Origin of the sequence: Candidatus Planktophila limnetica (assembly GCF_002288365.1) — a bacterium.
Lineage (GTDB): Bacteria > Actinomycetota > Actinomycetes > Nanopelagicales > Nanopelagicaceae > Planktophila > Planktophila limnetica.
In genome coordinates, this window is sequence record NZ_CP016782.1 from 292,091 (window position 1) to 317,746 (window position 25,656).

Annotated in this window: 28 protein-coding genes; 15 read left to right on the plus strand and 13 right to left on the minus strand. The window is 43.9% G+C overall.

All coding sequences use genetic code 11. From position 1 onward, the window contains the following. The first annotated feature begins 1 nt into the window (after window position 1). A complete protein-coding gene (locus PHILAsVB114_RS01620) occupies window positions 2–949 on the plus strand; it encodes a nucleoside hydrolase (RefSeq protein WP_095697664.1) in 948 nt (315 codons plus the stop codon). Here the strand turns inward: PHILAsVB114_RS01620 and PHILAsVB114_RS01625 are convergent, their stop codons facing one another. From PHILAsVB114_RS01625 to PHILAsVB114_RS01665, 9 genes are read right to left on the minus strand one after another with little or no spacing between them, the layout of a single operon-like run. Then, complete coding sequence (locus PHILAsVB114_RS01625; protein ID WP_095697665.1) at window positions 950–1,795, minus strand: aldehyde dehydrogenase family protein; 846 nt, start codon at window positions 1,793–1,795, stop codon at window positions 950–952. Continuing rightward, window positions 1,788–3,227: an aldehyde dehydrogenase family protein gene (locus tag PHILAsVB114_RS01630; protein WP_095697666.1), complete on the minus strand. Its 1,440-nt coding sequence runs from the start codon at window positions 3,225–3,227 to the stop codon at window positions 1,788–1,790. Before PHILAsVB114_RS01630 ends, PHILAsVB114_RS01625 begins: the two co-directional genes overlap by 8 nt. 13 nt (window positions 3,228–3,240) lie before the next feature. Next, entirely contained in the window at window positions 3,241–4,185 is a 945-nt protein-coding gene (deoC, locus tag PHILAsVB114_RS01635) for a deoxyribose-phosphate aldolase (protein WP_095697667.1), read from the minus strand. A gap of 27 nt (window positions 4,186–4,212) precedes the next feature. After that, window positions 4,213–5,829 (minus strand): phospho-sugar mutase, encoded by a 1,617-nt coding sequence (locus PHILAsVB114_RS01640; RefSeq protein WP_095697668.1) that lies wholly within the window; start codon window positions 5,827–5,829, stop codon window positions 4,213–4,215. Between the two features lie 4 nt (window positions 5,830–5,833). Beyond that, window positions 5,834–6,664, minus strand: a complete 831-nt coding sequence (locus PHILAsVB114_RS01645; RefSeq protein ID WP_095697669.1) for a purine-nucleoside phosphorylase — start codon at window positions 6,662–6,664, stop codon at window positions 5,834–5,836. Then, on the minus strand, window positions 6,661–8,379 hold the full coding sequence (locus PHILAsVB114_RS01650) for an acetyl/propionyl/methylcrotonyl-CoA carboxylase subunit alpha (RefSeq protein ID WP_095697670.1): 1,719 nt from the start codon (window positions 8,377–8,379) through the stop codon (window positions 6,661–6,663). Before PHILAsVB114_RS01650 ends, PHILAsVB114_RS01645 begins: the two co-directional genes overlap by 4 nt. Continuing rightward, entirely contained in the window at window positions 8,376–8,978 is a 603-nt protein-coding gene (locus PHILAsVB114_RS01655) for a Maf family protein (protein ID WP_095697671.1), read from the minus strand. Before PHILAsVB114_RS01655 ends, PHILAsVB114_RS01650 begins: the two co-directional genes overlap by 4 nt. Then, window positions 8,979–9,176, minus strand: coding sequence for a hypothetical protein (locus tag PHILAsVB114_RS01660; protein WP_204246812.1), 198 nt, complete (start codon window positions 9,174–9,176; stop codon window positions 8,979–8,981). Then, a complete protein-coding gene (locus PHILAsVB114_RS01665) occupies window positions 9,173–10,744 on the minus strand; it encodes an acyl-CoA carboxylase subunit beta (RefSeq protein ID WP_095697672.1) in 1,572 nt (523 codons plus the stop codon). Before PHILAsVB114_RS01665 ends, PHILAsVB114_RS01660 begins: the two co-directional genes overlap by 4 nt. Before the next feature lie 18 nt (window positions 10,745–10,762). On the opposite strand from PHILAsVB114_RS01665, the gene PHILAsVB114_RS01670 reads away from it, so the two are divergent. Genes PHILAsVB114_RS01670 through purE form a run of 3 tightly spaced genes read left to right on the plus strand, consistent with a single transcriptional unit; the run spans window position 10,763 to window position 13,153 of the window. Next, the gene (locus tag PHILAsVB114_RS01670) at window positions 10,763–11,536 is read left to right on the plus strand and encodes a biotin--[acetyl-CoA-carboxylase] ligase (protein ID WP_157906134.1); all 774 of its coding nucleotides are present in this window, start codon (window positions 10,763–10,765) and stop codon (window positions 11,534–11,536) included. Between the two features lie 5 nt (window positions 11,537–11,541). Then, window positions 11,542–12,654, plus strand: coding sequence for a 5-(carboxyamino)imidazole ribonucleotide synthase (locus PHILAsVB114_RS01675; protein ID WP_095698649.1), 1,113 nt, complete (start codon window positions 11,542–11,544; stop codon window positions 12,652–12,654). Then, window positions 12,647–13,153: a 5-(carboxyamino)imidazole ribonucleotide mutase gene (gene purE / locus PHILAsVB114_RS01680; RefSeq protein ID WP_095697674.1), complete on the plus strand. Its 507-nt coding sequence runs from the start codon at window positions 12,647–12,649 to the stop codon at window positions 13,151–13,153. The genes PHILAsVB114_RS01675 and purE overlap by 8 nt, the downstream gene beginning before the upstream one ends. Here the strand turns inward: purE and PHILAsVB114_RS01685 are convergent, their stop codons facing one another. The 3 genes from PHILAsVB114_RS01685 to PHILAsVB114_RS01695 are packed head-to-tail and all read right to left on the minus strand — an operon-like array spanning window position 13,154 to window position 15,978. Further along, a complete protein-coding gene (locus tag PHILAsVB114_RS01685; RefSeq protein WP_095697675.1) occupies window positions 13,154–13,513 on the minus strand; it encodes a CoA-binding protein in 360 nt (119 codons plus the stop codon). It lies immediately after the preceding gene. Between the two features lie 31 nt (window positions 13,514–13,544). After that, window positions 13,545–14,855, minus strand: a complete 1,311-nt coding sequence (locus PHILAsVB114_RS01690; protein WP_095697676.1) for a UDP-glucose dehydrogenase family protein — start codon at window positions 14,853–14,855, stop codon at window positions 13,545–13,547. Window positions 14,856–14,865: 10 nt separating this feature from the next. Next, entirely contained in the window at window positions 14,866–15,978 is a 1,113-nt protein-coding gene (locus PHILAsVB114_RS01695; RefSeq protein ID WP_095697677.1) for an LCP family protein, read from the minus strand. 36 nt (window positions 15,979–16,014) lie between these two features. Between PHILAsVB114_RS01695 and PHILAsVB114_RS01700 the strand changes: the two genes are divergently transcribed. Genes PHILAsVB114_RS01700 through PHILAsVB114_RS01715 form a run of 4 tightly spaced genes read left to right on the plus strand, consistent with a single transcriptional unit; the run spans window position 16,015 to window position 19,901 of the window. Beyond that, window positions 16,015–17,025, plus strand: a complete 1,011-nt coding sequence (locus tag PHILAsVB114_RS01700) for a glycosyltransferase family 2 protein (RefSeq protein ID WP_095697678.1) — start codon at window positions 16,015–16,017, stop codon at window positions 17,023–17,025. A gap of 30 nt (window positions 17,026–17,055) precedes the next feature. Continuing rightward, a complete protein-coding gene (locus tag PHILAsVB114_RS01705) occupies window positions 17,056–17,883 on the plus strand; it encodes an ABC transporter permease (protein ID WP_157906135.1) in 828 nt (275 codons plus the stop codon). Next, entirely contained in the window at window positions 17,861–18,667 is an 807-nt protein-coding gene (locus PHILAsVB114_RS01710; RefSeq protein ID WP_095697680.1) for an ABC transporter ATP-binding protein, read from the plus strand. The genes PHILAsVB114_RS01705 and PHILAsVB114_RS01710 overlap by 23 nt, the downstream gene beginning before the upstream one ends. Then, complete coding sequence (locus tag PHILAsVB114_RS01715) at window positions 18,654–19,901, plus strand: SpoIID/LytB domain-containing protein (protein ID WP_095697681.1); 1,248 nt, start codon at window positions 18,654–18,656, stop codon at window positions 19,899–19,901. The genes PHILAsVB114_RS01710 and PHILAsVB114_RS01715 overlap by 14 nt, the downstream gene beginning before the upstream one ends. On the opposite strand, the gene dapD is transcribed toward PHILAsVB114_RS01715, so the two are convergent. After that, window positions 19,898–20,821 (minus strand): 2,3,4,5-tetrahydropyridine-2,6-dicarboxylate N-succinyltransferase, encoded by a 924-nt coding sequence (gene dapD, locus PHILAsVB114_RS01720; protein ID WP_095697682.1) that lies wholly within the window; start codon window positions 20,819–20,821, stop codon window positions 19,898–19,900. The genes PHILAsVB114_RS01715 and dapD overlap by 4 nt on opposite strands. 30 nt (window positions 20,822–20,851) lie before the next feature. On the opposite strand from dapD, the gene PHILAsVB114_RS01725 reads away from it, so the two are divergent. From PHILAsVB114_RS01725 to PHILAsVB114_RS01755, 7 genes are all read left to right on the plus strand, one after another. Next, complete coding sequence (locus PHILAsVB114_RS01725; protein ID WP_204246813.1) at window positions 20,852–21,394, plus strand: LOG family protein; 543 nt, start codon at window positions 20,852–20,854, stop codon at window positions 21,392–21,394. Continuing rightward, complete coding sequence (locus tag PHILAsVB114_RS01730; protein WP_095697683.1) at window positions 21,384–21,833, plus strand: hypothetical protein; 450 nt, start codon at window positions 21,384–21,386, stop codon at window positions 21,831–21,833. The genes PHILAsVB114_RS01725 and PHILAsVB114_RS01730 overlap by 11 nt, the downstream gene beginning before the upstream one ends. 62 nt (window positions 21,834–21,895) lie before the next feature. Next, a complete protein-coding gene (locus PHILAsVB114_RS01735; protein ID WP_095697684.1) occupies window positions 21,896–22,087 on the plus strand; it encodes a sigma-70 family RNA polymerase sigma factor in 192 nt (63 codons plus the stop codon). Between the two features lie 94 nt (window positions 22,088–22,181). Continuing rightward, complete coding sequence (locus tag PHILAsVB114_RS01740; RefSeq protein WP_095697685.1) at window positions 22,182–22,361, plus strand: DUF3117 domain-containing protein; 180 nt, start codon at window positions 22,182–22,184, stop codon at window positions 22,359–22,361. Between the two features lie 36 nt (window positions 22,362–22,397). After that, complete coding sequence (locus PHILAsVB114_RS01745) at window positions 22,398–23,879, plus strand: leucyl aminopeptidase family protein (RefSeq protein WP_095697686.1); 1,482 nt, start codon at window positions 22,398–22,400, stop codon at window positions 23,877–23,879. Beyond that, window positions 23,879–24,505 (plus strand): O-methyltransferase, encoded by a 627-nt coding sequence (locus tag PHILAsVB114_RS01750; RefSeq protein WP_095697687.1) that lies wholly within the window; start codon window positions 23,879–23,881, stop codon window positions 24,503–24,505. Before PHILAsVB114_RS01745 ends, PHILAsVB114_RS01750 begins: the two co-directional genes overlap by 1 nt. Before the next feature lie 13 nt (window positions 24,506–24,518). After that, complete coding sequence (locus tag PHILAsVB114_RS01755) at window positions 24,519–25,652, plus strand: S1C family serine protease (protein ID WP_095697688.1); 1,134 nt, start codon at window positions 24,519–24,521, stop codon at window positions 25,650–25,652. The last annotated feature ends 4 nt before the right edge of the window (window positions 25,653–25,656 follow it).

The window sequence follows — 25,656 nt, forward strand, 5'->3', positions numbered from 1 at the left end:
CATGAATTCCACACCAGTAATACTTGATGTAGATACAGGAATCGATGATGCCTTTGCGATTTTATTCGCTGCCCGTCATCCATCAATAAAATTACTTGGGGTTACGTGTGTGGATGGAAATACAAATGTTGCCCAAGTTGTGGCAAATACACTTCAAGTACTAGATGCTGCTGGGGCTGGCGATATTCCTGTTGCTCGCGGGGCGATACGACCACTTCTTGGACAATCTCAATACGCTGAATATGTTCATGGTGAAGATGGAATGGGTGACTTAGGTTTACCGCCATCTCGTAGAAGTGTTGACTCTCGATCTGCAATCGAACTACTTCGCGATTTAGTTGATCAATCTAAAGAACCCGTGACACTAGTTCCACTAGCACCGCTGACAAATATTGCGTTGTTCTTGCGAGCATTTCCCGAGAGCGCAAAAAAACTTAAGCGAATTGTTCTCATGGGCGGTTCTGCATCAGCAGGAAATGCAACACCTGCCGCAGAATTTAACGTCTGGCATGATCCAGAAGCTGCCGCCATTGTTTTCCAAAGTGGTATTCCGATCACAATGTATGGCCTTGATGTTTTTATGCGTCCATGTGTAAGTGCTGAAGAAGCCGCAAAACTTTCTAAGTCATCAGATCCGTGTGCGCAATTTGCGGCACGATTGATAAGTGCATTTATTGAGCGCATTGGCTCACCGGTTACATTGGGTGATTATGGAGCGGTAGCAAGTGTTATTGCACCTGAATTAATCACAACTGAGAGATTTGATGTAGTAGTTGATACTTCTTCAGGTCCAGCTAGAGGTCAAACGATTGTTGATCGCAGACCAGCACTTGAATTAGAAATAGAACCACTTCGCTTAGAAAATGCAGCCAAAGTCGATGTCACCTTAGATTTAGATGTTGAGGCAATGCGCCAGCTGTGGCTTAAAACTATTGATCCGAATTTCTAATTACACACCGATTGGGTGCCAGACAGTCTTTGACTCCATGAAAGCCAAGATTCGCCCAGGTGTAGCAACTTCTTTGAAAGCGTGAATTCGCTTTAAATTTTGTGCTCCAGCGACTTTTACTTCAGCAACCAATTTAGAATCTAATCCGGTGATATCTAGGCCATCAATATCCATATGAGATGCAAACCAAGGCGCTAATTCTGCAGTTTTTCCTGTCAAAATATTTACAACTCCAGCGGGTACATCACTAGTTGCAATCACTTCTGCAAGGCTCATTGCAGGAAGCGGAGCACTTTCACTGGCAAGTGCGATGACCGTGTTACCACTTGCAATAATTGGTGCAATTCCTGCGATAAAGCCAAGCAGTGCTGATTTCTTTGGAGCAATAAAACCAACAACACCGAGTGCTTCTGGAATCGTGAAGTTGTAATAAGGGCCAGCAACAGGGTTTGTGGCACCATCTAGTGCGCTGATTTTATCTGTCCAACCCGCATACCAAACAAGCAGATCGATACTTGCTTCAACTTCATCACTCGCCTTTTTCGCGGCAACGCCCGTGAGTTCTGAAATTTCAGAGATGAATTGTTCGCGGCGACCTTCTAGCATTTCTGCAATGCGATAAAGAATTTGTCCGCGGTTGTAGGCAGTTGCTTGAGACCAACCACTTTGAGCAGAGCGTGCCGCAACAACTGCGTCCTTAAGATCTTTACGCGAAGCCATACATGGGTTTGCAATGAAAACTCCTTTAGAGTTTTTCACTTCATATGTACGGCCAGATTCAGTGCGTGGGAAAGCCCCACCAATGAATAACTTGTAAGTTTTCTTCACATCAATGCGCTTACTCATATGAAACTCCTTTGAGATAAGCAGTTAAGCCGTGGCGACCACCTTCGCGACCCCAGCCAGACTCTTTGTAACCACCGAAGGGACTTGTTGGGTCAAATTTATTAAATGTATTTGCCCAAACAACTCCGGCCTTTAACTTTTGGGAAGCCCAGAGAATCTTTGAACCTTTCTCACTCCAGATACCTGCAGAAAGTCCGAAAGGAGTGTTATTTGCCTTATCAATTCCTTCTTGCGGAGTACGAAATGTGAGTACTGATAAAACTGGACCAAATATTTCTTCACGCGCAATTCGATGAGATTGCGTGACACCGGTAAATATTGTTGGAGCAAACCAGAAGCCTTTATTTGGCAGAGCACATTCAGGGCTCCAGCGTTGCGCACCCTCTGCATCTCCGGCAAGGGAGAGCTCCTTAATTATCTCTAACTGCGCGCGTGAATTAATAGCGCCTAAATCAGTGTTTTTATCGAGCGGATCTCCCACACGAATCTTTTCCATGCGCTTTTGCAACTTCTTAATAAATTCATCAGAAATACTCTCTTGAATTACAAGTCGTGATCCAGCGCAGCACACATGTCCTTGATTAAAGAAAATTCCATTGACAATTCCTTCTACGCTTTCATCAATCGCAGCATCTTCAAAGACGACATTTGCAGCTTTGCCACCTAGTTCTAAGGTCACACTCTTTGAAGTTCCGGCAACAGCTTGAGCAATGATCTTTCCAACTTCAGTAGATCCTGTGAATGCGATTTTGCTTATGCCTGGGTGGTTAACAATTAACGCACCTGTTGAACCATCTCCAGTGACGATATTTACAACACCTGCTGGTAATCCAGCTTGCTCACATACTTCTGCAAAGAGCAGAGCTGTCAGTGAAGTGGTCTCCGCCGGCTTTAGAACTACAGTGTTTCCAGTTGCAAGGGCAGGGGCAATTTTCCAAGCAAGCATAAGCAAAGGAAAATTCCAAGGAATAATCTGACCGACGACTCCGTGTGCTTTTGTTTTTGTACCAACACCTGCAAATTCAAGTTTATCAGCCCACCCTGCATGATAGAAAAAGTGCGCAGCGGCAAGAGGCACGTCAACATCACGAGATTCTCTAATTGGTTTTCCATTATCCAAACTTTCCAGCACAGCAAATTCACGAGCGCGCTCTTGCAATATGCGCGCGATTCTAAATAAATACTTACCACGTTCACGGCCTGAAAGTTTTGACCAGTGAGCATCTAGAGCTTTCTTGGCAGCTTTGACTGCTGCATCAACATCTTTTTTGCTGCCTAGAGCGATTGAGCTAAGAACTTCTTCAGTAGCAGGATTAATTGTTGGAAAATGTTTTTCTCCGGCTACAAATTTTCCACCGATGTAATGCCCATATTTAGGCTTAATGGAGACGCTGGCGCGTGATTCCGGCGCCGGTGCATATTCGAATGTCATGCGAAATTCTCCATTAATCGATCGTTACGTACTGAGGGCTAGCGTAGTAGCCATCATCCATTTTCATACGCTGCATCAATAGGTCATTAAGCAGTGCGCTAGCACCAATTCTAAATAGCTTTGGAGTTAGCCATTCAGGACCTGCAGTCTCATTTACGAGCACTAGTTGTTTGATCGCATCCTTGGTATTTCGGATGCCACCAGCTGGTTTAACTCCAATTCGCACTCCAGCCATCTCATAAAAGTCTCGAACTGCCTCAAGCATCACAAGCACAACTGGTGGTGTTGCCGCTGGAGCAATTTTACCGGTAGAAGTTTTGATGAAATCTGCGCCAGCGAGCATTGCTAAGTAGGAAGCTTTTCGAACATTGTCATATGTGACAAGTTCTCCTGTTTCAAAGATAACTTTAAGGTGGGCTTTGTCCCCGCATATTTCTTTGATAGCAACTATTTCATTGAAAACTTCAATATATTTTCCAGACAAAAAAGCCCCACGGTCAATGACCATATCTATTTCTGCAGCACCTGCGGCAATCGCATCCTTCGTATCTTGAATTTTAACTTCCATAGAAGCACGTCCAGATGGGAAAGCAGTTGAAACCGCTGCAACAGGAACATGTGTGCCACCAATTAAATCCAGATGAGTTCGCGCAATAGAGACCATGTCGTTATAGACGCAGACTGCTCCCACACTTGGAACGCTGAGATCTGTTGGATCTGGGCGAACTGCTTTTGCACATAATGCTTGCACTTTGCCTTGTGTGTCAGCACCTTCAAGTGTTGTTAAATCAACCATAGATATCGCGGTATCAATTGCCCAGCGCTTGCTAGTTGTTTTAATGCTTCTAGTTGCAAGCATTGCTGCGCGACTATCGGCGCCGACGGCATCAACGCCGGGCAAATCAGTAAGAAATTTCCGAAGTGAGGTGTCAGTTCCATCGGTGAGGCCGTAATACATCTCGCACCTCATCCAATCTCTCGGTTGTTAAGAAAGCAATTCTCTCAGTGAAGGGCGCAATTGTTCAAGTAGCGAATGCGCAATTGATTTATCTGAAGTGACTATTTCAACGTAGCACTTGATTTTTGGCTCTGTTCCACTTGGGCGAATAATGATCCGAATATTGTTTTCAAGCACAAATCGCAGACCATCGGTTGGGGGCAACGCATTACGAGGTTTTGATAAATCATCAGAAGACAAAACTTTAAATCCTGAAATTTCACTCAGAGGATGCGCCCTTAATTTGCTCATGATGACTGCAATAGAAGATATATCTGCAACACGGATAGAAATTTGCTCAGTCGCATGAAAACCATAGACAGCCCAAATTTCATCTAAGAAATCTAAAAGAGTCTTTCCTTGGCCATGTAAATCTGTAGCTATTTGAGCAATAGATAGGGCAGCAGATATTCCATCTTTATCATTGACAGTCGTTGCATCAACGCAAAACCCAATTGCTTCTTCGTATCCAAATGCAAGATGTGGAATTTTTGCAATGTATTTAAAGCCAGTTAAGGTTTCTTGAAAATCTAATCCATGGTGTGCTGCTATTTTGGAGAGAATTGAGGAGGAAACTATTGAGTTAGCTAAAGTTCCTGATTTAGTGTTTCGTGCAATTGATTCACCCAATATCGCGCCAATTTCATCACCCCGAAGAGCTCTCCAAGTTGCGTCACGATCCTTTACCGCGATTGAACAACGGTCAGCATCTGGGTCATTGGCAATTACTAAATCTGCATCAAATGTTTGGGCAGTTTCAAATGCTAAATCTAAAGCACCGACTTCTTCAGGATTAGGAAATGCAAGCGTTGGAAAATCTGGATCAGGTTGTGCCTGAGCTGCAACAAGAATTAATGAAGGAAAACCCGCACGATGAAAAACGCGTTGCAATGTCTTTGTTCCGACTCCATGCATTGCGGTATAAACAATTTTTAGATCTCCAGGACGCGGTGCTAATACTTTAGTTCGATCGACATATTTTTCTACGATATCTTCGCTGAGAATTTCCCATGTGTGCGCTCGTGGAATTGAACTCAAGCTCTCTATTTTCTCAATTTCAGCTGATATTTCTTTGTCAGCAGGGGAGATGATTTGTGAACCACGATAGTTCACTCCATCAACAGTTCCGCCTAAGTAAACCTTGTAACCGTTATCACTTCCCGGATTATGGCTAGCCGTAATCATAATTCCCACGTCAGTACCTAATTCGTTGATAGCAAATGCTAAAACTGGAGTTGGTAGGGGTCGTGGCAATACAAAAACCTTAAAACCGGCGCCGGCAAATATTTGAGCACTTAACTCTTCAAAGACATTAGATCCATGCCGTGCATCTCTTCCAATGACAACTGAAGTAAGTGATCGAGCTTTCATATATTGCACAATGCCAGCTGCTGTTCGTCCAACTACGGCTTGATTCATACATGAAGGACCTGGACCTAGTGGGCCACGCAAACCTGCAGTGCCAAATTGCAGGAAACCCGAGAAATATTTTCGAAGAGTAATTTCATCGCCTGATTCAATGAGCGCAATTAATTGTGCAGCAGTAACAGGATCGGGGTCATCTGCGACCCATGCTCTTACTTCAGTTAAAAGTTTTGAATCCATAAACTTAGAGTAACTTCGGAATAACTTCCTTGAGAAGAGTTCCCATGCGAGTTGCTGCAGCCTTTCCAGCAGCTATCACTTCTTCGTGATTGAGTTTTTCACCTGTGACACCTGCAGCAGCATTTGTTACCAAAGAAATGCCAAGAACTTCGGCTCCGAGAGCATGAGCCGCGATTGCTTCAGGGACTGTGGACATGCCAACTAAATCTGCACCCAGTGCTCTCATCATCAAAATTTCCGCAGGTGTTTCATACGTTGGCCCGCGCCAATGAACATAGACACCCTCAGCTAAGGAGTTATCGGCAGCTTTTACAATTGCTCTAATACGTTTGCTATATAAATCTGTGAGATCAACAAAATGCGCACCAATTAGGGGAGAGGTAGCAGTAAGTGAAATATGGTCTCGAATAAGAACTGGTTGGCCAACTGAATAACTCGTGTTGATGCCACCGCACGCATTTGTAAGGATGACGACTTTGCAGCCTGCTTTAACCGCTGTTCTGACGCCATGAACTACTGGCTCGATTCCTTTGCCTTCATATAAATGTGTGCGGCCAAGAAATACGAGTGCACGCAGGATTTTATCTCCGCTTTTAATTGAGTAGGAACGAATTTTTCCAGAATGACCCTCAACTGCTGGAGGTAGAAAGCCTGTAATTTCATCAGCGTTACATTCAAAATCTGGTGAACCCAAAACTGAAACTGCATCGACCCAACCTGAGCCCATAACTAGTGCAATGTCGTGGGAGAGCACACCTGTTCGTTTTGCAATTTCAGATGCTGCTTGCTCTGCAGCCTTTAGCGGATCGCTATAAAGCAGTTGGTTACTTGTCATGCATCAATAATGTCACAAAGTGTGCTGCCACTTGAAACTGTTTCGCCAAGAATTGCACTCAGATTTGCGATTACTCCATCTCGATGCGCGCTCAACGGCTGCTCCATTTTCATCGCTTCTAAGACGACTATTAATTCACCAGCTACAACCTTCTGACCTTCTTTAACGCTTACTTTTACAACAGTTCCTTGCATCGGGCTTGTTACTGCAGTACCGGTTGATGCACCACTTGCGCCCTCTTTTGCACGGTGGCGCTTGTGGACAGGTTCGGGAGCATGAACAAATATCTCAAAACGTTTTCCATTGACTTCTGTGACTAACTGTTCTGGGGCTGCATGTGTTTGAGATCCAAGTGCCGATTGTGCAAATGGTGGAATCTCGTTTTTAAACTCATTTTCGATATAGCTTGTGTAGATACCAAAATTTTCAGTAAAGGCAGGATCTTCCATAATTGCACGGTGAAATGGAATAGCTGTTGCTAATCCACCAACAATAAATTCAGATAACGCGCGCCTTGCCCGCTGAACTGCTTCTTCTCGCGTAGCACCAGTAACGATTAACTTTGCTAAGAGTGAGTCAAAGTTTCCACCAATTGTGTCGCCATTTTTAAAACCTGCATCTACTCGAACACCAGGACCCGTTGGTATCTGCCATTGTGTAATGCGACCTGGAGCGGGCAAGAATGAGCGTCCTGGATCTTCTCCGTTAATACGAAATTCAAATGAGTGCGCACGAATTTCTGGATCATCAAAACCTAGATCTTCACCCATTGCGATTCTAAATTGTTGGCGAACTAGGTCAATTCCAGTTACTTCTTCACTGACAGGATGCTCTACCTGAAGGCGTGTATTGACTTCTAGGAAGGAAATTGTTCCATCTGCGCCAATGAGGAATTCACATGTTCCAGCTCCGATGTAGCCGGCTTCTTTCATAATCGCTTTACTTGATCGGTAAAGCTCCTCGATTAGTTTTTCACTCAAAAATGGTGCAGGAGCTTCTTCAACTAGTTTTTGGTGACGTCGCTGCAAAGAACAATCTCGAGTACTAACAACGACTGCATGCCCGCTCTTATCAACTAGTACTTGCGTTTCTACGTGACGCGGTTTATCTAGGTAGCGCTCAACAAAACATTCACCACGACCAAAGCCAGCTATCGCTTCTCGAACAGCCGATGCATACGCCTCAGGAATTTCTTCCAGTGTGTGTGCAATTTTTAAACCGCGACCGCCACCACCATGTGCAGCTTTTATGGCAACAGGCAATCCATGTTCTTTGGCGAATGCAATGATTTCATCAGCATTTTCAACGGGATCTGCCGTTCCGGCAACAAGTGGAGCGCCAGCTTTTGCAGCAATTTTACGTGCTGAAACTTTATCTCCGAGTGCCTTAATTGCAGAAGGTGGTGGACCAATCCATGTTAATCCGGCATCGATAACGCTCTGTGCGAATAGGGCGTTTTCAGATAAAAAACCGTATCCAGGATGGACTGCATCAGCCCCAGATTCTTTTGCAACTTCAATAATTCTTGGAATATTCAAATAGGTTGATACTGCAGATGTGCCACCTAGCGCATACGCATGTGTCGCCATTTGTGCGTGCATTGAATTTCGATCTTCATCAGAATAAATCGCAACACTTTCAAGACCATGATCTTGGCACGCTCTAATTACGCGCACGGCAATTTCGCCGCGATTGGCTATGAGTACACGCTTCATTTCATCAACTTTACTTCTGGCCAGCTATATCCCAATTGAGTCATTGCACTTCTTAAAAATGGCATTGAGATGCCAACCACGTTTGTGTAGTCACCTTCGATTGATGGAATAAACGGAGAGCTAAATCCGTCGAGTGTAAAACCACCAGCAACATGTAGAGGTTCACCAGATTCGATGTAATCATCAATTTCAGCATCGGTCATATCTGTGAAAGTTACCTTGGTTGTAATTCGATCACTAATTTCTCGTTCTTGCTCCGTATCGATTACGCAATGACCTGTGTGCAGATATCCAGATTTTCCACGCACTCTTTGTGCTCGTTCCTTAGCAACGTGCGCCGTACCCGGCTTGCCAAGTGATTGACCTTCAAATTCAAATGTTGAGTCACATCCAATAATGATTGCAGGGTAGTTAACTTGCTCACGAACTGTGTGGGCCTTGGTAATTGCCAAAGCAATGACCATATCTTCAGGTGTCATTGCATTGAAAAAATCAGTTTCTTCATCGACGTTACTGACCATAATCGTGGGCTTAAGGCCGGCTGACTCTAATAGTCGGCGCCTTGAAGCTGATTGTGAAGCAAGGACAAGCGTTGGCATTTAGTTATTTCGTCCTGGCCCAAATTTAATGTGCTGTGGCAAAGCCGAGCGCAATACAGGTTTTGCCCAGACACTTCGCTTTACAACTGGTTTGAGCACTTCATGTTTGTGGTGGGACATCGCAAATTTAATAGCAGCTAATTCATCTGAAGTTGGATTTCCAAGCACGATGTCATATTTCACTTTGTTTGGGGTCATAGTGGAATGTTTCCGTGCTTTCGTGGAGGCAATGTGTCTCTCTTAGTTTTTAGAGTTCTAAATGCCTTTGTGATGTATTCACGACTTTGATTTGGTTCGATGACAGCATCAATGAATCCACGCTCTGCTGCAAGGTATGGATTTGCCAGTGTCTCGTTATATTCAGTGATCAATTCAGCACGTGCCTTATCTGGATCTTTAGCCTCACTGATTTCGCTTCTGTACAAAATATTTACCGCACCTTGTGCACCCATCACGGCAATTTCAGCTGTTGGCCAAGCTAAATTAATGTCGGCTCCAATATATTTTGAACCCATAACGATGTAAGCACCGCCGTATGCCTTTCGGGTAATTAAAGTAACCATTGGAACTGAAGCTTCTGCATATGCATACAATAATTTGGCACCGCGTCTAATGATTCCGTTCCACTCTTGTTCTGTGCCAGGCAAGAATCCAGGTACATCTACCAAGGTTAAAATGGGAATATTGAATGCGTCACAAAAACGCACAAATCTCGCCGCTTTTTCACTTGAATCAATATCTAATGTTCCTGCTAATTGATTTGGTTGGTTAGCAATAATGCCTACGGATTCACCTTCAATTCGTCCGAAACCAACAACGATATTTGGGGCAAAAAGTGCGTGCACTTCAAGAAATTCTGCTTCATCTAGAATCGCAGTAACCACACTCTTCATGTCATACGGTTGATTTTGGCTATCTGGAATCAATGCATCCAGAGCAAGATCTGAAGATTTCTTATCTAAAGTTTCTGTTGGTGGTAAATGCGGTGCACCATCCATATTATTACTTGGAAGATATGAAAGCAGTGCCTTTACATAATCAATCGCGTCATCTTCACTCTGAGCTAAGTAGTGGGCGTTACCACTTTTAGTGTTATGTGTGCGTGCTCCACCAAGTTCTTCCATGCCAACATCTTCACCAGTGACAGTCTTAATCACTTCAGGACCGGTAATAAACATATGAGAGGTTTCATTGACCATGACAGTGAAATCTGTCAGCGCTGGTGAATAGGCAGCGCCACCGGCGCATGGTCCAAGAATGAGTGATATCTGTGGAATTACTCCAGATGATCGAGTGTTTAATCTAAATATTCGCCCGTAACCACTGAGCGATGCAACACCTTCTTGAATACGTGCCCCACCTGAATCACTAATTCCAATGAGTGGAATTCCATTCTTTAAAGCGAACTCGGCAATCTTGACCATCTTCTCAGCAAAAACTTCTCCGAGACTTCCGCCCATCACCGTAAAGTCTTGTGAAAAAAGTGCAACGGAGCGAGCATCCACAGTTCCAAATCCAATAACAACGCCATCACCGTATGGTCGATTTTCCTGCATTCCAAAATTAGTAGAACGGTGACGTGCAAATTCATCGAGTTCGGTAAATGAACCTGGGTCTACGAGTTTTTCAATCCGCTCGCGCGCGGTCATCTTTCCTTTAGCGTGCTGCTTTTCGATGGCTCGTGCCGAGCCAGCATGAACGGCTTCATCTAAACGATTACGAAGATCCTGAATTTTTCCGGCAGTTGTATGCAGATCACGGTCCATACCCCTACGGTACTAGCCGTGGGCAATGAATTGCATCGTGCGGCACTACGCGAATCAGAACTGCACGCAGATCTTTCTCCTTACTGGCGAGTAAGCGTGGTTGATGTCACTGGATCTACGCAAAATGATTTGGCAGAGAGCATCTATGCAGATACTGCGCACGATGGAGATGTATTAGTTGCAAATTATCAACGTGAAGGCAGAGGAAGACTTGATCGTGAATTTATCGCAGCGCCCTCATCCGCACTTTTATTTTCACTCTACAAAAAAGTTACACGCCCTCGCAGTGAGTGGAATTTCATAGCGCTACTAACGGCACTCGCTATTACAGATGCGCTCGCTGAACTTGATGCTAATGTGAAGTTCAACGTGAAGTGGCCAAATGATATTTTAGTAAAAGAGAAAAAAATTGCAGGACTTTTGTGTCAAGCAGTAGATAGCGGAGTAATAGTTGGTGTGGGATTAAATGTATCTATGCAAGAAGAAGAACTTCCTGTGGCATCTGCTACATCCTTATTTCTTGAAAATTACTCCGAGCTCGATCGCAATGAGATCCTAAAAAGAATTCTTCAGAATTTTGAAAAGAATTTTACTATCTGGCAAAAGCAGGGAAGTGCTGCTTTTATCTCGCCATACCAACAACAGTGTTCCTCACTTAACCGAGACATCCAGATTATCTCGCCAACAGGAGAGTCAACGGCTGCTGTGGCAACGGGTATCTCTGCACTGGGAGAACTAATACTTAGCAGCGGAGCGCTCGTGAATTCCGGAGATGTGCTTCATCTAAGATGACTGCTGTGAAATCTGAATTCCCGGTTGTAGGAGTAATTGGTGCGGGCCAACTCGCACGAATGATGATTGCTCCCGCAACGGCGCTTGGGATTAAATTATTACCATTTGCATCAAGTGCCAGTGATAGCGCTGCTCAAATTACTCCGTGCATCATTGGGGACTACACAGATCTTGATGCAGTAAAGAAGTTTGCAGAATTATGCGATGTGGTTACTTTCGAACACGAACTTATTCCACTGAGCGTAATCAAAGCGCTGGAAAGTGCAGGAGTCACAGTTCGTCCATCGTCAGATTCCTTTATTTATTCACAAGATAAAGAAGCAATGCGCAAGAAACTCGCACACTTTAATTCACCCCGGAGCCAAGTTGTATCCACAAGTTCAGAAGTGAGCGAATATCCTGTCATCGCTAAGGCGATCTCTGGTGGGTATGACGGCCGCGGAGTCTGGAAAGTTAGCTCACCAGATGAATTGCAAGCATTATTGAGAAATAATCCGAAACTACTTATTGAAGAACTCATTGATTTTGATTACGAAATCGCAGTCATGGTTGCCAGGTCACCACATGCTCAGGCAACCTCATGGTCGCCTACTCAAACAATTCAAAGCGATGGAATTTGCACGATGACAATTACACCTGTTCCAGAGATGCGCAATGATCTGCGTGAGAAAGCCCAAAAAATAGCGCTAGAGATCGCTGCAGAAGTTAAATTAGTTGGAGTTATGGCCGTTGAAATGTTTGTTAAAGGTGATGAATTATTTATTAATGAACTTGCAATGCGTCCTCATAATTCAGGACACTGGACAATCGAAGGATCAAGAACGAGCCAATTCGAACAGCACCTACGTGCAATTCTTGATCTTCCACTGGGGGACCCAGCAATGACGCAAGATTTTGCCGTCATGGGAAATATCTTAGGTAAGAATAAAACTGACATGTATCGACCCTATTTACACCTCATGGCTAGAAATCCATCTCTGAAATTTCATATGTACGCAAAAGAAGTCCGACCTGGGCGCAAAATCGGCCACGTTAACATTATTGGAAAAGACCTCGTAGAATTACGAACAGAGATCGAGCACGCGGTTGATTACATGAGCGGAGAAATTGATGAGTGATGTAGCGATCATCATGGGCTCTGACTCCGATTGGCCGATTATGGAAGAAGCAGCCAAAACTTTAGAAAAATTCTCAATAAAATATTCTGCAGAAGTTTTATCTGCACACCGCATGCCTACTGAAATGGTTGAGTTTGCTCAGGGTGCGCAATCTGCTGGATATAAAGTCATTATTGCTGGAGCCGGTGGCGCAGCACATTTACCAGGAATGGTTGCATCGCTGACCACGTTGCCAGTTATTGGTGTTCCTATTTCCCTAAAGAATTTAGATGGAATGGATTCACTTCTTTCAATAGTCCAAATGCCTACTGGGATTCCAGTTGCAACAGTGGCAATTGATAACGCGGCAAATGCTGCAATACTTGCTGCAAGAATTTTAGGAATTAGCGATGCATCAATTTCACAAAAAGTTGCCTCAGAACTCAAAGCGCTTAACGAAGTGGCCAAAGAAAAAGGTGCAAGTTTACAAAGTCGACGAAATCAGAAAACTGGTTTTTAACTAACCTTTGTTGTACTCAATAGCAGGGCATCTATCCATAATTGCAACTAGCCCAGCTGCCTCTGCTCTATCAACTCCTTGCTGATCTATTACTCCCAGCTGTAACCAGATGGCTTTGGCTCCGATTGCAATTGCGCGATCAACATTTCGGCTGACTAACTCTGAATTGATAAAGAAATCTACGACGTCTACTTTCTGGGGGATCTCCTCAAGGGAGGCATAACCTTTTTCGCCGTGCACTGTTTCAGCTTTTGGATGGACAGGAATAATTGTGTGACCTTTTTGCTTGAGTAGCGCAGCAACCGAGAATGCGGCTCGATCAGGATTATTGCTTAAACCAAGAATTGCCCACGTTTTCAACTGCAGAACGTTTTCAATTTCTTCTTGGGTATTAATCAGACCGACCTAACGCATGAAACTTCCAACCAGCAGAGCGCCACTTGTCGCGATCGAGTGCATTTCTGCCATCTATAACTATTTTTTTCTTAACTAGTGCTGCTAAAGCATTTGGATCTAATTCTCGATATTCGCGCCATTCCGTTAGGTGCAAAATCAAATCTGAATCCTTTACACACTCCTGAACATTTGCGGCAAAACCCAATTTTGGGAAGCGTTTACGAGCATTTTCAATGGCCTTTGGATCGTGAACTACAACAGATGCACCAGCTGCTTGTAATTGTGCAGCGATATCTAATGCAGGGGAATCTCGAACATCATCGCTATCAGGTTTAAATGCTGCACCAAGCACAGCGATTTTGTATGAAGTGAGGTCATCTGTGAGTTCGGCACGTACAACATCTATAACGCGTTGGCGGGCACGTAAATTGATTGCATCAATTTCACGCAGAAATTCGAGTGCTTGCTTTGCACCTAATTCTTCAGCACGTGCCATGAAGGCACGAATATCTTTAGGAAGACAACCGCCACCAAAACCAATTCCGGCTTGCAAGAAGCGATTTCCAATTCGTGGGTCATAACCAATTGCTTTAGCGAGCACCGTTACATCGCCACCGGCCGCTTCGCATACTTCAGCCATTGCATTAATAAAAGAGATCTTGGTCGCGAGGAAAGAATTAGCTGCAACTTTTACTAACTCTGAAGTTGGAAGATCTGCCCTGATCCACGGCGTGCCCAAATCAATTATTGGTTTATAAACTTCTTTTAGTATTTCTTCTGCGCGGTCATTGGCGACACCTACAACTAAGCGATTCGGAGTGAGCGTATCTTCCACAGCAAATCCTTCTCGTAGGAATTCTGGGTTCCATGCCAAGTCGGCTTGCGGTGCGCTCTGCGCTAGTTGCTCACGCAAACCTTGCGCAGTTCCAACTGGAACAGTTGATTTTCCAACAACGAGAGAACCTTTTTTCAGGTGAGGAGCTATCCCTTGAACTGCAGATTTAACATAGGTCAGATCTGCAGCCAATCCATCTTTGCTCTGTGGAGTACCAACACAAATGAAATGGACGTCAGCATCGGCGACTGCTGAGAAATCTGTGGTGAAAGTTAGTCGACCTGTTTTAATCTCGCTAGCTAATAATGTGTCCAGCCCAGGTTCATAAAAAGGTAGTTCACCTTTAGATAACATCGCAATTTTTTCAGGGTCAGTATCAACACCTATAACTTCGAATCCAAGGGATGACATGCATGCGGCGTGAGTAGCGCCCAAATATCCGCAACCAACCACAGAGAGTTTTAGTGCCATAGTCGTGATTCTATTTCAGTTCTCCGCATGGATTTTCATCAGCGGTACGTGTCTTGAATTTATCAATCAACGTTGTCTTTGGTTTTTCTGTACTAGAAGCGCTTGGTGAGGGGGTTACCTCATCGACTATCGATAGGTCATCACGTAATCTTTGAAAAAGTTCAGGCGCAAGTACTGGATCCCACGTGACAACCGAACCAACGCCAGGTTCGTAGGCATTTACATTTCCGAGAGGCACAGTCAATGTTCGAACTTTACTTGCGGATAGATTTTTTAATTGCTTAGCCAATGTAATCAGATCTGATTCATTGAGACCAGAATCCATCTTCACTGTTGCAATTGCCGCATTAAAGAAATTAACGAGTTTAATCGGATTGAGCAAGACTCCGGTGCTTGTGGCTTTTCTAAGAACTGAACTCATAAATTGTTGCTGACGTTGCATACGTCCAATATCGCCACGTCCGTCAAAGTCTCTTGTACGAACATATTTCAGGGATTCAACTCCATTGAGTGTATGTACTCCAGCCGCCAAGACCAAGTGACTCTGTGGGTCATCAATATCTTTTTTTGTACACACTTCGATGCCACCGAGTGCATCAACAATTCCAGCAAACCCAGCAAAGCTAACTTCAATGTAATGATCAATACGTAATTGCGTCGCCAACTCAACAGTTTCAATTAAAAGTGGTGCTCCACCCCAGGCAAAAGCAGCATTAATTTTAGATTTGCTCACACCAATATCTTTAGTTCCATCCGTACTTCGATGAGCCGGGATAGTTACCAGTGAATCTCTAGGTAATGAAATGATCATTGCCTTATCTCGAGCCTTACTAATATGAACAAGCAACATCGTGTCAGAGCGACCACCCGCAGCCGTTTTAGTACTACCAACTCGCAACAATTTCATCTGTGCTCTTGTTAAGCCTTCTCGTGTATCTGAACCGACCAGCAAATAATTCAAAGCAGTCGAAGATTTTTCTGGTCGTGAATCTAATTTTCCAAATACATCGATTCGCTTGATAGATCCACTTACCTGTCCAAGGCCCAGCCACGAGATTGCAGATACAAGTACAACGCTGACTGATAAAACAGTAAGGGTTCGAATTCCTCGCGTAGTATTCACGGGTAGAGCGTACTTGGACGATAGCGTGTAGGGGTTATGGCGACATCAGGAATTGAGTTATCTCTCTCACCGGGATCACAGTTGCCCGCTGTTTCTGTCGTACTCCCAGTCCTAAATGAAGAATTACATTTAGCAAATGCTGTTCAATCCATTCTTTCTCAAGATTATGCGGGAGAGCTAGAAATCATTTTGGCACTAGGCCCCTCCAAAGATAAAACTAATGAGATAGCAGAACGGTTGGCATCAGCAGATAAGAGAATTTTGCTGGTGAAGAACCCGAGCGGCAGAACTGCAGCGGGATTAAATCTGGCCTTAAACAAATCAACTAATCCTGTAATTGTCAGAGTTGATGCACATGCACAAATTCAACAAAACTATATTTCACTTGCAATCGAAATAATGAAATCTAGTGGCGCAGTAAATGTCGGTGGAATCATGGGTGCACAAGGCGTTTCAATCTTTGAAAAAGCTGTTGCCCGAGCCATGCGCAGTCCGTTAGGCGTGGGTGCATCGAGATTTCACACAGGCGGTGAGTCAGGATATGTCGATACGGTTTATCTCGGAGTATTTCTTCGCGCTGCAGTTATTGCACTGGGCGGTTTCGATGAGAGATTTATCCGGGCACAAGATTGGGAATTAAATTACCGCTTACGCCAAGCAGGAGGAAAGATATTTTTTGATCCTCGATTACACGTTATTTATCGCCCACGTTCATCAGTGAAAGCTTTAGCAAAACAGTATTTTGAGTACGGAAGATGGCGCAGAGTTGTTTCTCGCAGACATAAGGGAACGATTAATTATCGTTATTTAGCGCCACCTTTTTCATTAGTTACAGCCTTGATGTCAATTGTTTTGGCATTGACATTGAATAAATTATTTATTATTCCAGCGGCCATTTATGGAATTTTCTTAATACTGGCATCGTTACTAACAGGCAAAGGAATTACTGAAAGAATTCTTTTGCCAATCGTTTTGTTCACTATGCAGATGTCGTGGGGCCTTGGATTTCTCACATCACCCAAGACTCTTGCTCCTTCAGAACGCTGAGAAAGTACTGGCTGATGTAGCCTGTACTCCGTGAACACGCCATTGCAGGTATACGAACCATTTAGAGCAGGCCTGCCACCACTTCGTAAATATTGGCGTTCACTATGGGCTCGCAGAACTTTTATTTCGGAATATTCTCGATCTGAATTGCGAGAGCAGCACTTCGATTCAATCTTTGGACAACTCTGGCTTGTTCTAAATCCACTGATGCTTTCAGCAGTTTATTTCTTGTTGATTGTCATCATTGGCGGCTCAGGTGGATCGATTCGATACGGGCATCTCACAGCCAGTCTTTTTCTCTTTTATTTAGTTAGCAATAGCTTAAGCGGGGGAGTTAAATCCGTAACTGCTGGACAACGATTGATTCTTAACACAGCCTTTCCACGGATGATGTTGCCTATCTCTGCAACAGTTATTGCGTTTTTTAAATTTATTCCAACCTTGCTGGTCTTCATGATCATGCGAACATTGCTCAGCTTGCCTTTTGGTTGGGAAATGTTGTGGTCAATTCCAATAATTCTAATTGCGCTGATTTTTTCTTTAGGTGTAGCTATTCTTATTTCAACAGTAAATGTGTATTTCCGAGACATTGCAAGCTTTTTGCCTTATCTGACCAGAACTTTTCTTTACTTGTCTCCAATTCTTTATGAAGCATCAGCACTTAAACCTGAATTCAGGGTGTTCCAATACTTTAACCCACTATTTTCGATTCTAGAATCCTGGTCTTTATCCATCGTGCATGCACAAACTCCTCAGCTATCTAGCATGCTCACTGCACTTGCTTGGGCGTTAGGTGTTTTACTTGTTGGAACTTATTTCTTCTTATCTAGGGAGCGTGAGTTCGCTGTCCGCCTCTAACGCAATTCATAAAACAGGTGACCTTGCTGTTTCAGTTCAAAACTTAGGTCTTACTTACACAACTGCTATCGATCGCAGGCCAACACTTAAGGCACGAGTTAAAGCAGTAGGTCGCGGTACAAAACAAACTCGCGTTGTTCAAGCTTTGGAAAATGTAAATCTGGATGTCACATACGGCCAAGTGCTCGGTGTGATCGGCACAAATGGAGCTGGTAAATCCTCTCTGATGCGCACAATCGCTGGAATTATTCCGCCATCAACTGGTCGCATTGAAGTATTTGGAAGTGTGAGCACATTGTTGGCCCTTGGAGTTGGATTTAATCCTTCCTTATCCGGTCGAGCAAATGTTTATTTGGGCGGCTTGGCCGCAGGAATGACTCGAAAAGAAATTGAATATCACTTTGATGAAATTGCAGAATTTTCTGAGTTAGGCGATGCCATAGATGCTCCTATGCGTACATATTCTTCTGGAATGTATGCACGACTTGGATTCTCAGTTGCTGCAACAGTTCAGCCAGACATTTTAATTGTTGATGAAGCGCTCAGTACGGGAGATGCGCACTTTAAAGAAAAAAGCTTTAACAGAATTAAAGAGCTACGAAGCGAAGATCGTGCGTTGATATTAGTAAGCCACGCCATGGGTACGCTGCGCGAAATTTGTAACGACGTAGCCTGGTTACATAAAGGCAAACTCGTTACACGCGGAAATCCGAACCAAGTTATTGATGAGTATCAAGAATTCTTGCATCTAGGAAAGAGCTCTGCAATTGATGAGGATTTCTAAAACCCTCTTAGTAATCTTTACACTCCTGCTTTCGATTACTCCTGCCAAAGCAATTGAAGTTCCAGCAACATTTAATTTTCAAGGAACCGGATATGGGCATGGAGTGGGTTTAAGCCAAATCGGAGCACGCGGTAAAGCACTAGCTGGAGAATCAGCGAATTCAATACTTTCATATTATTACTCTGGTACTCAGATTGTTTCGCTCTCCGATAATCAGAACATTCGGGTCAACATTGGGCACTTGCTGCCACAAGCAACACTTAAGTCTGGTGTCCAAGGTTCTGTACTTAATCTATATGTAGGCGATGTTGGCGAAGACCTCCTTGCAATTCCCGCCGCATCTCTCACATCAAAATCTGGTATTTCATTTATTCAACAAGGCTCGAAAGTTTCTGCCTATATTGTTACGGGAAAAAACTCTCAACTAATTGGAACAAGTCCAACATGGAGTACTCGTTGGTCAGGCACGCGTTATTTGGAAGGTGCGCCATCAACTGTTTCATTAAAAGTAAATTCAAAGAGCGTGAAATACAGATACGGCCAAATTCAAGTTAAATCCGTGAAAGCACCAATAATTGGTCACAGAATGGAAATCACAAACACTGTTCGAATTCATGATGAGTATCTCTTTGGAATCAGTGAAGTTCCTTCATCGTGGCCAACGCAAGCTTTAATTGCGCAGGGCATCGCTTCTAGGTCCTATGCATTAAGTAAAGTTGGAATACCAAAGCGAGCGTGTGACTGTAATGTCTATAACAATATTTCAGATCAAGCATTTGTAGGTATTTCAAAAGAAATCGAACCCATTTATGGGCCAATGTGGAAAGCCGCTGTCCAAGCTAGCTCGACATCTGAAAGTACAGGCGAAGTGATTACATTAAATAACTTACCTATCACGGCGTTTTTTACCTCATCTAGTGGAGGGCAAACAGAAACAAGTGTGAACGCATGGGGCCAAGAAAGAAGTTTTACTACTAGCGTTGCCGATCCTTATAGCCAAGACCCTGTACTTAACCCTCGGTTTTTCACATGGAATCGTGCCTTAGATCAGGCAATTCTTGCAAAAGCATTCTTACTCATAGATGTTGTCTCACTAAGCATTAATTCTCGAAATACCACCGGAACTGTTGCCACAATTACAGCAACATCTAGCGATGGAAAAACTTCTACATTACGTGGAGAAACTTTTAGAAGCAGAACGCAATTGCCATCTGCATGGTTTAACTTAATTTAATTAGAGTGTAAAACTGAGTTCAATCCGCCCCATGAACCACTTCGCATAATTGCCTCAAGGCAGCCATCGAGTGAGTTACGTCTAAACAAAAGATCATTGGCCCCCGATAACGTAGAGGCTTTAACTATTTCGCCATCAGGCAATCTAACTTTTGCAGCAGCTGTTATATATGTTCCTGCTTCAATTACACAGTTATTACCAAGTGAAATGCCAAGTCCAGAGTTTGCACCGAGTAGACACTTTTCTCCTACAGAAATAATTTCTTTTCCACCACCGCTAAGAGTGCCCATGATTGATGCCCCGCCGCCAACATCGGTTCCATCACCAACTACTACTCCAGCTGATATGCGTCCTTCAACCATTGACGTTCCAAGGGTTCCGGCATTGAAATTAACAAATCCTTCATGCATAACAGTTGTGCCTGAAGATAGGTGAGCACCGAGTCGAACTCGATCGGCATCGGCAATGCGTACTCCTGATGGAATGACGTAATCAACCATTCGTGGGAATTTATCAACAGCTAAAACAGTTATCGCGCCATATTTTTGCTTGAGCTTTGCACGTGTGATTTCGAAATTTTCAACAGGACATGGTCCAACGGAAGTCCAGACCACATTATTTAGAATTGCAAAGATGCCATCAACATTCGCACCGTGAGGTTTAATCACTCGATGAGAAAACAAGTGGAGTCGAAGGTAGGCATCACTAACAGATTCGGGCGCTTTATCTAAATCAATTTCAAGTGAGACAACTTCACGCTTTACTCCGCGGATCTCATCAACACCTGCGAGGGCGGAAAGGAATGGAAGAACTGGGTTTGAAAGATTTCCCAACATCGGTTCTGGAAACCAGGTATCCAAAACGGCTCCGCTGAGAGAAATCGTTGCGAGACCGTGACCCGATGCTATGCGTTGTGACATGGGCTAAGCGTAACGCCTATTCTTGCGTCCATGCCATTGCGAATTTCTGTCTATTGCTCATCTTCTCCAACGATTGATAAGAAATATCAAGAGTTAGCATTCGAACTCGGAGAAGCAATAGGCGCGCGTTCTTGGAATCTAGTTTCCGGTGGTGGACACATTTCAATGATGGGCGCAGTTGCGCGTGGAGTAAGAAAATCTGGCGGCCACACCATTGGCGTAATTCCACAATTACTCGTAGATATTGAATTTGCCGATAAAGATAGCCATGAACTTCAGGTGGTTGGATCGATGCGTGAGCGCAAAGGCAGGATTGAAGAGTTAGGTGATGCATTTATTGCATTACCTGGCGGCCTCGGAACCCTAGAAGAGTTATTTGAAATATGGGTTGGGCGTTTCTTAAATTTTCACCAAAAACCAGTGGTCGTTCTTGATCCATTTGGTTTGTATGACCCACTTAAAACGTTGATAGATCATCTAGAAGTCGAAGGCTTTGTGAAACCTGGTCAACGTGAGTTACTACATTGGTGCACAACAATCGATCAAGCATTGGACATTTGTGGTGGCCGATAATTACATTGCTTTAACACTTACATTACCTTGCGATGCCCAACGCGCATGGTATGAAATAACTGATTGGAATAAGCAAGGCAAGTGGATGCTACAAACATCTGTGTGGCTAACTTCTGAAATTGAAAGTGGACCCGGTACCGAGATTGCGGCATTTACTGGTCCATTTCATAAATTTTTTCCGCGATTAAAATTTCTCGGAGTTTTAGACACCATGGTCGTGACTAACTGGCAACCACCATTTATATGCGATGTTTTACATACGGGTAAAATTATTAAAGGCACTGGAAGATTTGAAGTAGTTGCAATAAATGATCAGAAATCTCAATTTAATTGGTCAGAAATCATCTGGGCGCCACGTGCAATATTTTTGATACTTAAACCTGCTCTCTACGTTGGAGTATGGATTTCTCTGCGTAGATTCGCTCGAACTCTTAGATAACTCTCACGATAAGTTGGCTATATGCGGGGGATTGCTGCCCGTCTGCACAGTAAACTTGGCGTATGAGCGAACCCAAAACTTTGTCAGAAGTTCTGTCTTCGCTGCCGGAGGAAGAAAGAATTATTTTGACGATGCATTATTTGCGGTCAATGTCACCGAGTGAGATTGCTCAAAAATTGGGCGTTCCTGAGCGCTCTGTTACGGCTGTGATCGCCATTGGAAAGGCCCGCCTGAGCAAAACTCTGGGTTTATAAGCCTGCTTTCTCGATTTCATATATTCGCTCTAAATACGAGATACTTCTCCTCTTACAGAACACTCTTCGATTTATTTCCCTAAGGAGTCTCCAGATGGCAGCTATGAAACCCCGCACTGGTGATGGTCCTATGGAGGTCACAAAAGAGGCTCGCTCACTCGTGATGCGTATTCCTCTTGAAGGCGGCGGACGTCTCGTAGTTGAAATGAATGCAGAGGAAGCTAATAACCTCAGCGCTGCATTACATGCCGCAGTTTCCCTCGTCAAGAAATAAGACGCATTTCTACCTTTTTTAGTTAGCCTTTGCGCTATGCCTTACGCCCAACTCAATAGCATCGAACCTTCGCTAGAAGACATTGTCAGCGCAGATGCGATTGCAGTTGGATTTGTTAAGTCCGAAGACTCCACATTTGAATTAGTTGGCAACATCAACGCGATATCTACAATCGAAAAATTCTTTGACATTGATCTCATTGATGAAATTTCATTCTTTCAACCTGGTGGCAAAGCTGGAGAAATTCTAGAAATTCCAATTAGCCAGAAGGCAACAAAGGCAGATCGAGTTTTCGTTATTGGTTTAGGCGATCAGAGTAGGCAATCTCATCGACTAGCAGCAGCAAGCCTTGGAAGAAAATTACGCGGCAAGAAGATAACTGTTTCAACTTTACTCGCGACAGACTCTGCAGATATTAGAGCCCACGCTATTTCGGTGGTTCTGGGTGCCTACACATGGACACTCAAAAGTGACTCCACTTCAGATCAACCAACATTTAATATTGTGAGTAAAGACGAAAAGATAATTCGTAGAGCCGAAGTTATTGCTTACTCCGTTTGTCGCGCTCGCGACTTAGTCCACACGCCTTCGAATATCAAAAATCCTTTGTGGATGGCTAATCAGGCACAAAAGGTTGCCAAAGAAGGCAAACTTTCAATCAAAGTTTTAGCGGGCAAAGAGCTTGCTCAATTTGGCGGGTTACGAGCAGTTGGTAACTCTTCCCCCAAGCCAGGACCGCGATTTATTCAAATAACTTATTCACCAAAGTCAACTGGTAAACGAATTGCCCACGTAGTTCTTGTGGGTAAAGGAATCACATTTGATACCGGTGGTGTTTCACTCAAACGTCCATACGATCTGATGATGGCAATGAAGAGTGATATGGCTGGCGCAGCTGCAGTTCTAAATGTTGTTGGCGCGTTGCCAGAATTAAAACCACGCGTCAAAGTCACAGCTTTATTGATGTGTGCAGAAAATGCTCTCTCTGGAACTTCACAACGCCCCAGTGATGTTATTACTCACTACGGCGGCACCACCGTAGAAGTACTAGATACCGATGCTGAAGGTCGTTTGGTTTTAGCTGACGGATTGGCATATGCGGATGCAAAACTCAATCCAGATTATCTAATAGACATTGCAACGCTAACGGGTTCGGCAACACTCGGACTTGGGCGCCAATATGGTGCCATGTACACACGTGATCGTGCTCTAGCATCTGAGTTAGTTGCTGTCGGTGAATCATCTGGAGATCGTTTGTGGCACATGCCGCTCATTGATGATTACCAAGATTCACTCGAAAGTGACATTGCAGATTTTAATCACACGGCAGATAAAGGTGATTACTCTGCTGGCTCTGTTACGGCTGCACTGTTCTTAGAAAAATTCACTGGAAAAAGAAAATGGGTTCATTTAGATGTTGCAGGAACTGCGCGTAGCGAAAGTGATGCAGGAGAGTCACCAAAAGGTGGCACAGGATTTGGTGTTCGCGTTCTCATTGATTGGATTATGAGTTTATGATGAAAATTGATCCACATACTTACGCAGAAGGATTCATTTCAGAAGATGAATTCCAAATTCGTGCCAGAGCGCGAGGCGTTGAAGTTGGGGCTAAAGATGCCTCAACGGGCGTTGGTTCTTTTCTTCGCGCACTTGCTCACCAACTCTCAGCACAATCAGTAGTTGAAGTAGGAACAGGTTCTGGGGTCGGAAGTCTGTGGTTGCTGGGCGGAATGATTACAAGTGGCACCCTGACTTCTATTGATGATGAAACAGAGCATTCAAGAATTGCGCGTATTGCCATGCAGGATGCAGACATTGCACCATCTCGCTACAGACTTATAACTAATTCAATTATGGATGTGATGACTAAGTTAACTGATCGTGCATATGACTTAGTTGTGTTGCGTCACAATCCTGAAGATTTGACATACACAGTGGAAGAGGCGCATCGAATACTACGTAGCGGTGGAGTAATGGTTATCGATGGATTCTTTGGTGGTGGCAAAGTTAGTGATCCGTCACAGCGAGATCCGCGAACAATTGCCCTGCGCGAAGCTGGTAAATCTGTGAAGGGTGCCACAGATCTTTGGGTAAGCACACTCATTACCGTTGGCGATGGTTTGTTAATCGCAACAAAGTTGTAGCAAGATAGGTGCTATGAGTTTTCTTTCCCGAAAATCGCGTGCTCGAGATGATGCACCTTGGTGGAACTCTCAGGATTTTTCACAATCGCGCAGAGGCGTGAGTCCAGGCTCTGTTGTTGTACTGGCCATCATTGCCGGAATAGTTGGTGGCGTACTCGGAATTAATGCAACTGGTGGATTCTTTGGTGGCAATGCAAATCTAGTTTCTGCAACTAACGCCGTTGAACGCAAACCAGATTCAGTCGCTGGTTTAGCAAATAGAGTCCTGCCATCAGTAGTTTCTATAACCACAGGGTCAGGAAGTAGTGGTTCAGGATTTATTATTGATAGTTCTGGTTTTATTCTCACGAATAACCATGTTGTTGAGCAAGCAGCACTCTCTAAAGCAAAAATTATTGTCACCCTCAACAATGGTGAAGAGTTTGAAAGCAAAATTGTTGGTAGAGATGCATCATATGATTTAGCGGTTCTGAAGATTCTTGCAACTGGATTGCCAGCACTTCAATTTGGCGATAGTGATAAAGTCGCTGTGGGCGATGCTGTTATTGCAATTGGATCACCGCTTGGTCTATCTGGCACAGTTACATTAGGAATTATTAGTGCAAAAGATAGAGCTGTAACAGCTGGTGGAACCGCCGGTGAAAACTCATTTATCAACGCGCTGCAGACAGATGCTGCGATTAATCCAGGAAATTCTGGTGGTCCACTCATTGACACAACAGGAGCAGTAATCGGAGTTAACTCCGCAATTGCAACACTTAGTGGTGCATCGACTAGTCAGGCTGGATCAATTGGATTGGGTTTTGCGATTCCAATAAATCAAGCAAGAAAAACTGCAGATCAATTGATTAAGACTGGAAAAGCTTCTTACCCTGTTATGGGAGTTTCAATTGATATGAATTTTGCTGGACCAGGTGCGAAAGTGACTACTGCTGATGGAGCAATTCTTCCTGGTGGTCCTGCGCAGAAAGCAGGATTGCAACCCGGAGATCTCATTATCGAATTTGCAGGTAAGACAATAAATAATGGTGATGAACTCATTGTTGCTATCAGATCAAAAAATATTGGTGATCGAGTTGAGATCAAGTACAAACGCGGCAGTAGCACACGCACAGCAACGGTCGTTCTCGCTGCTGGCAAGAACTAATCAG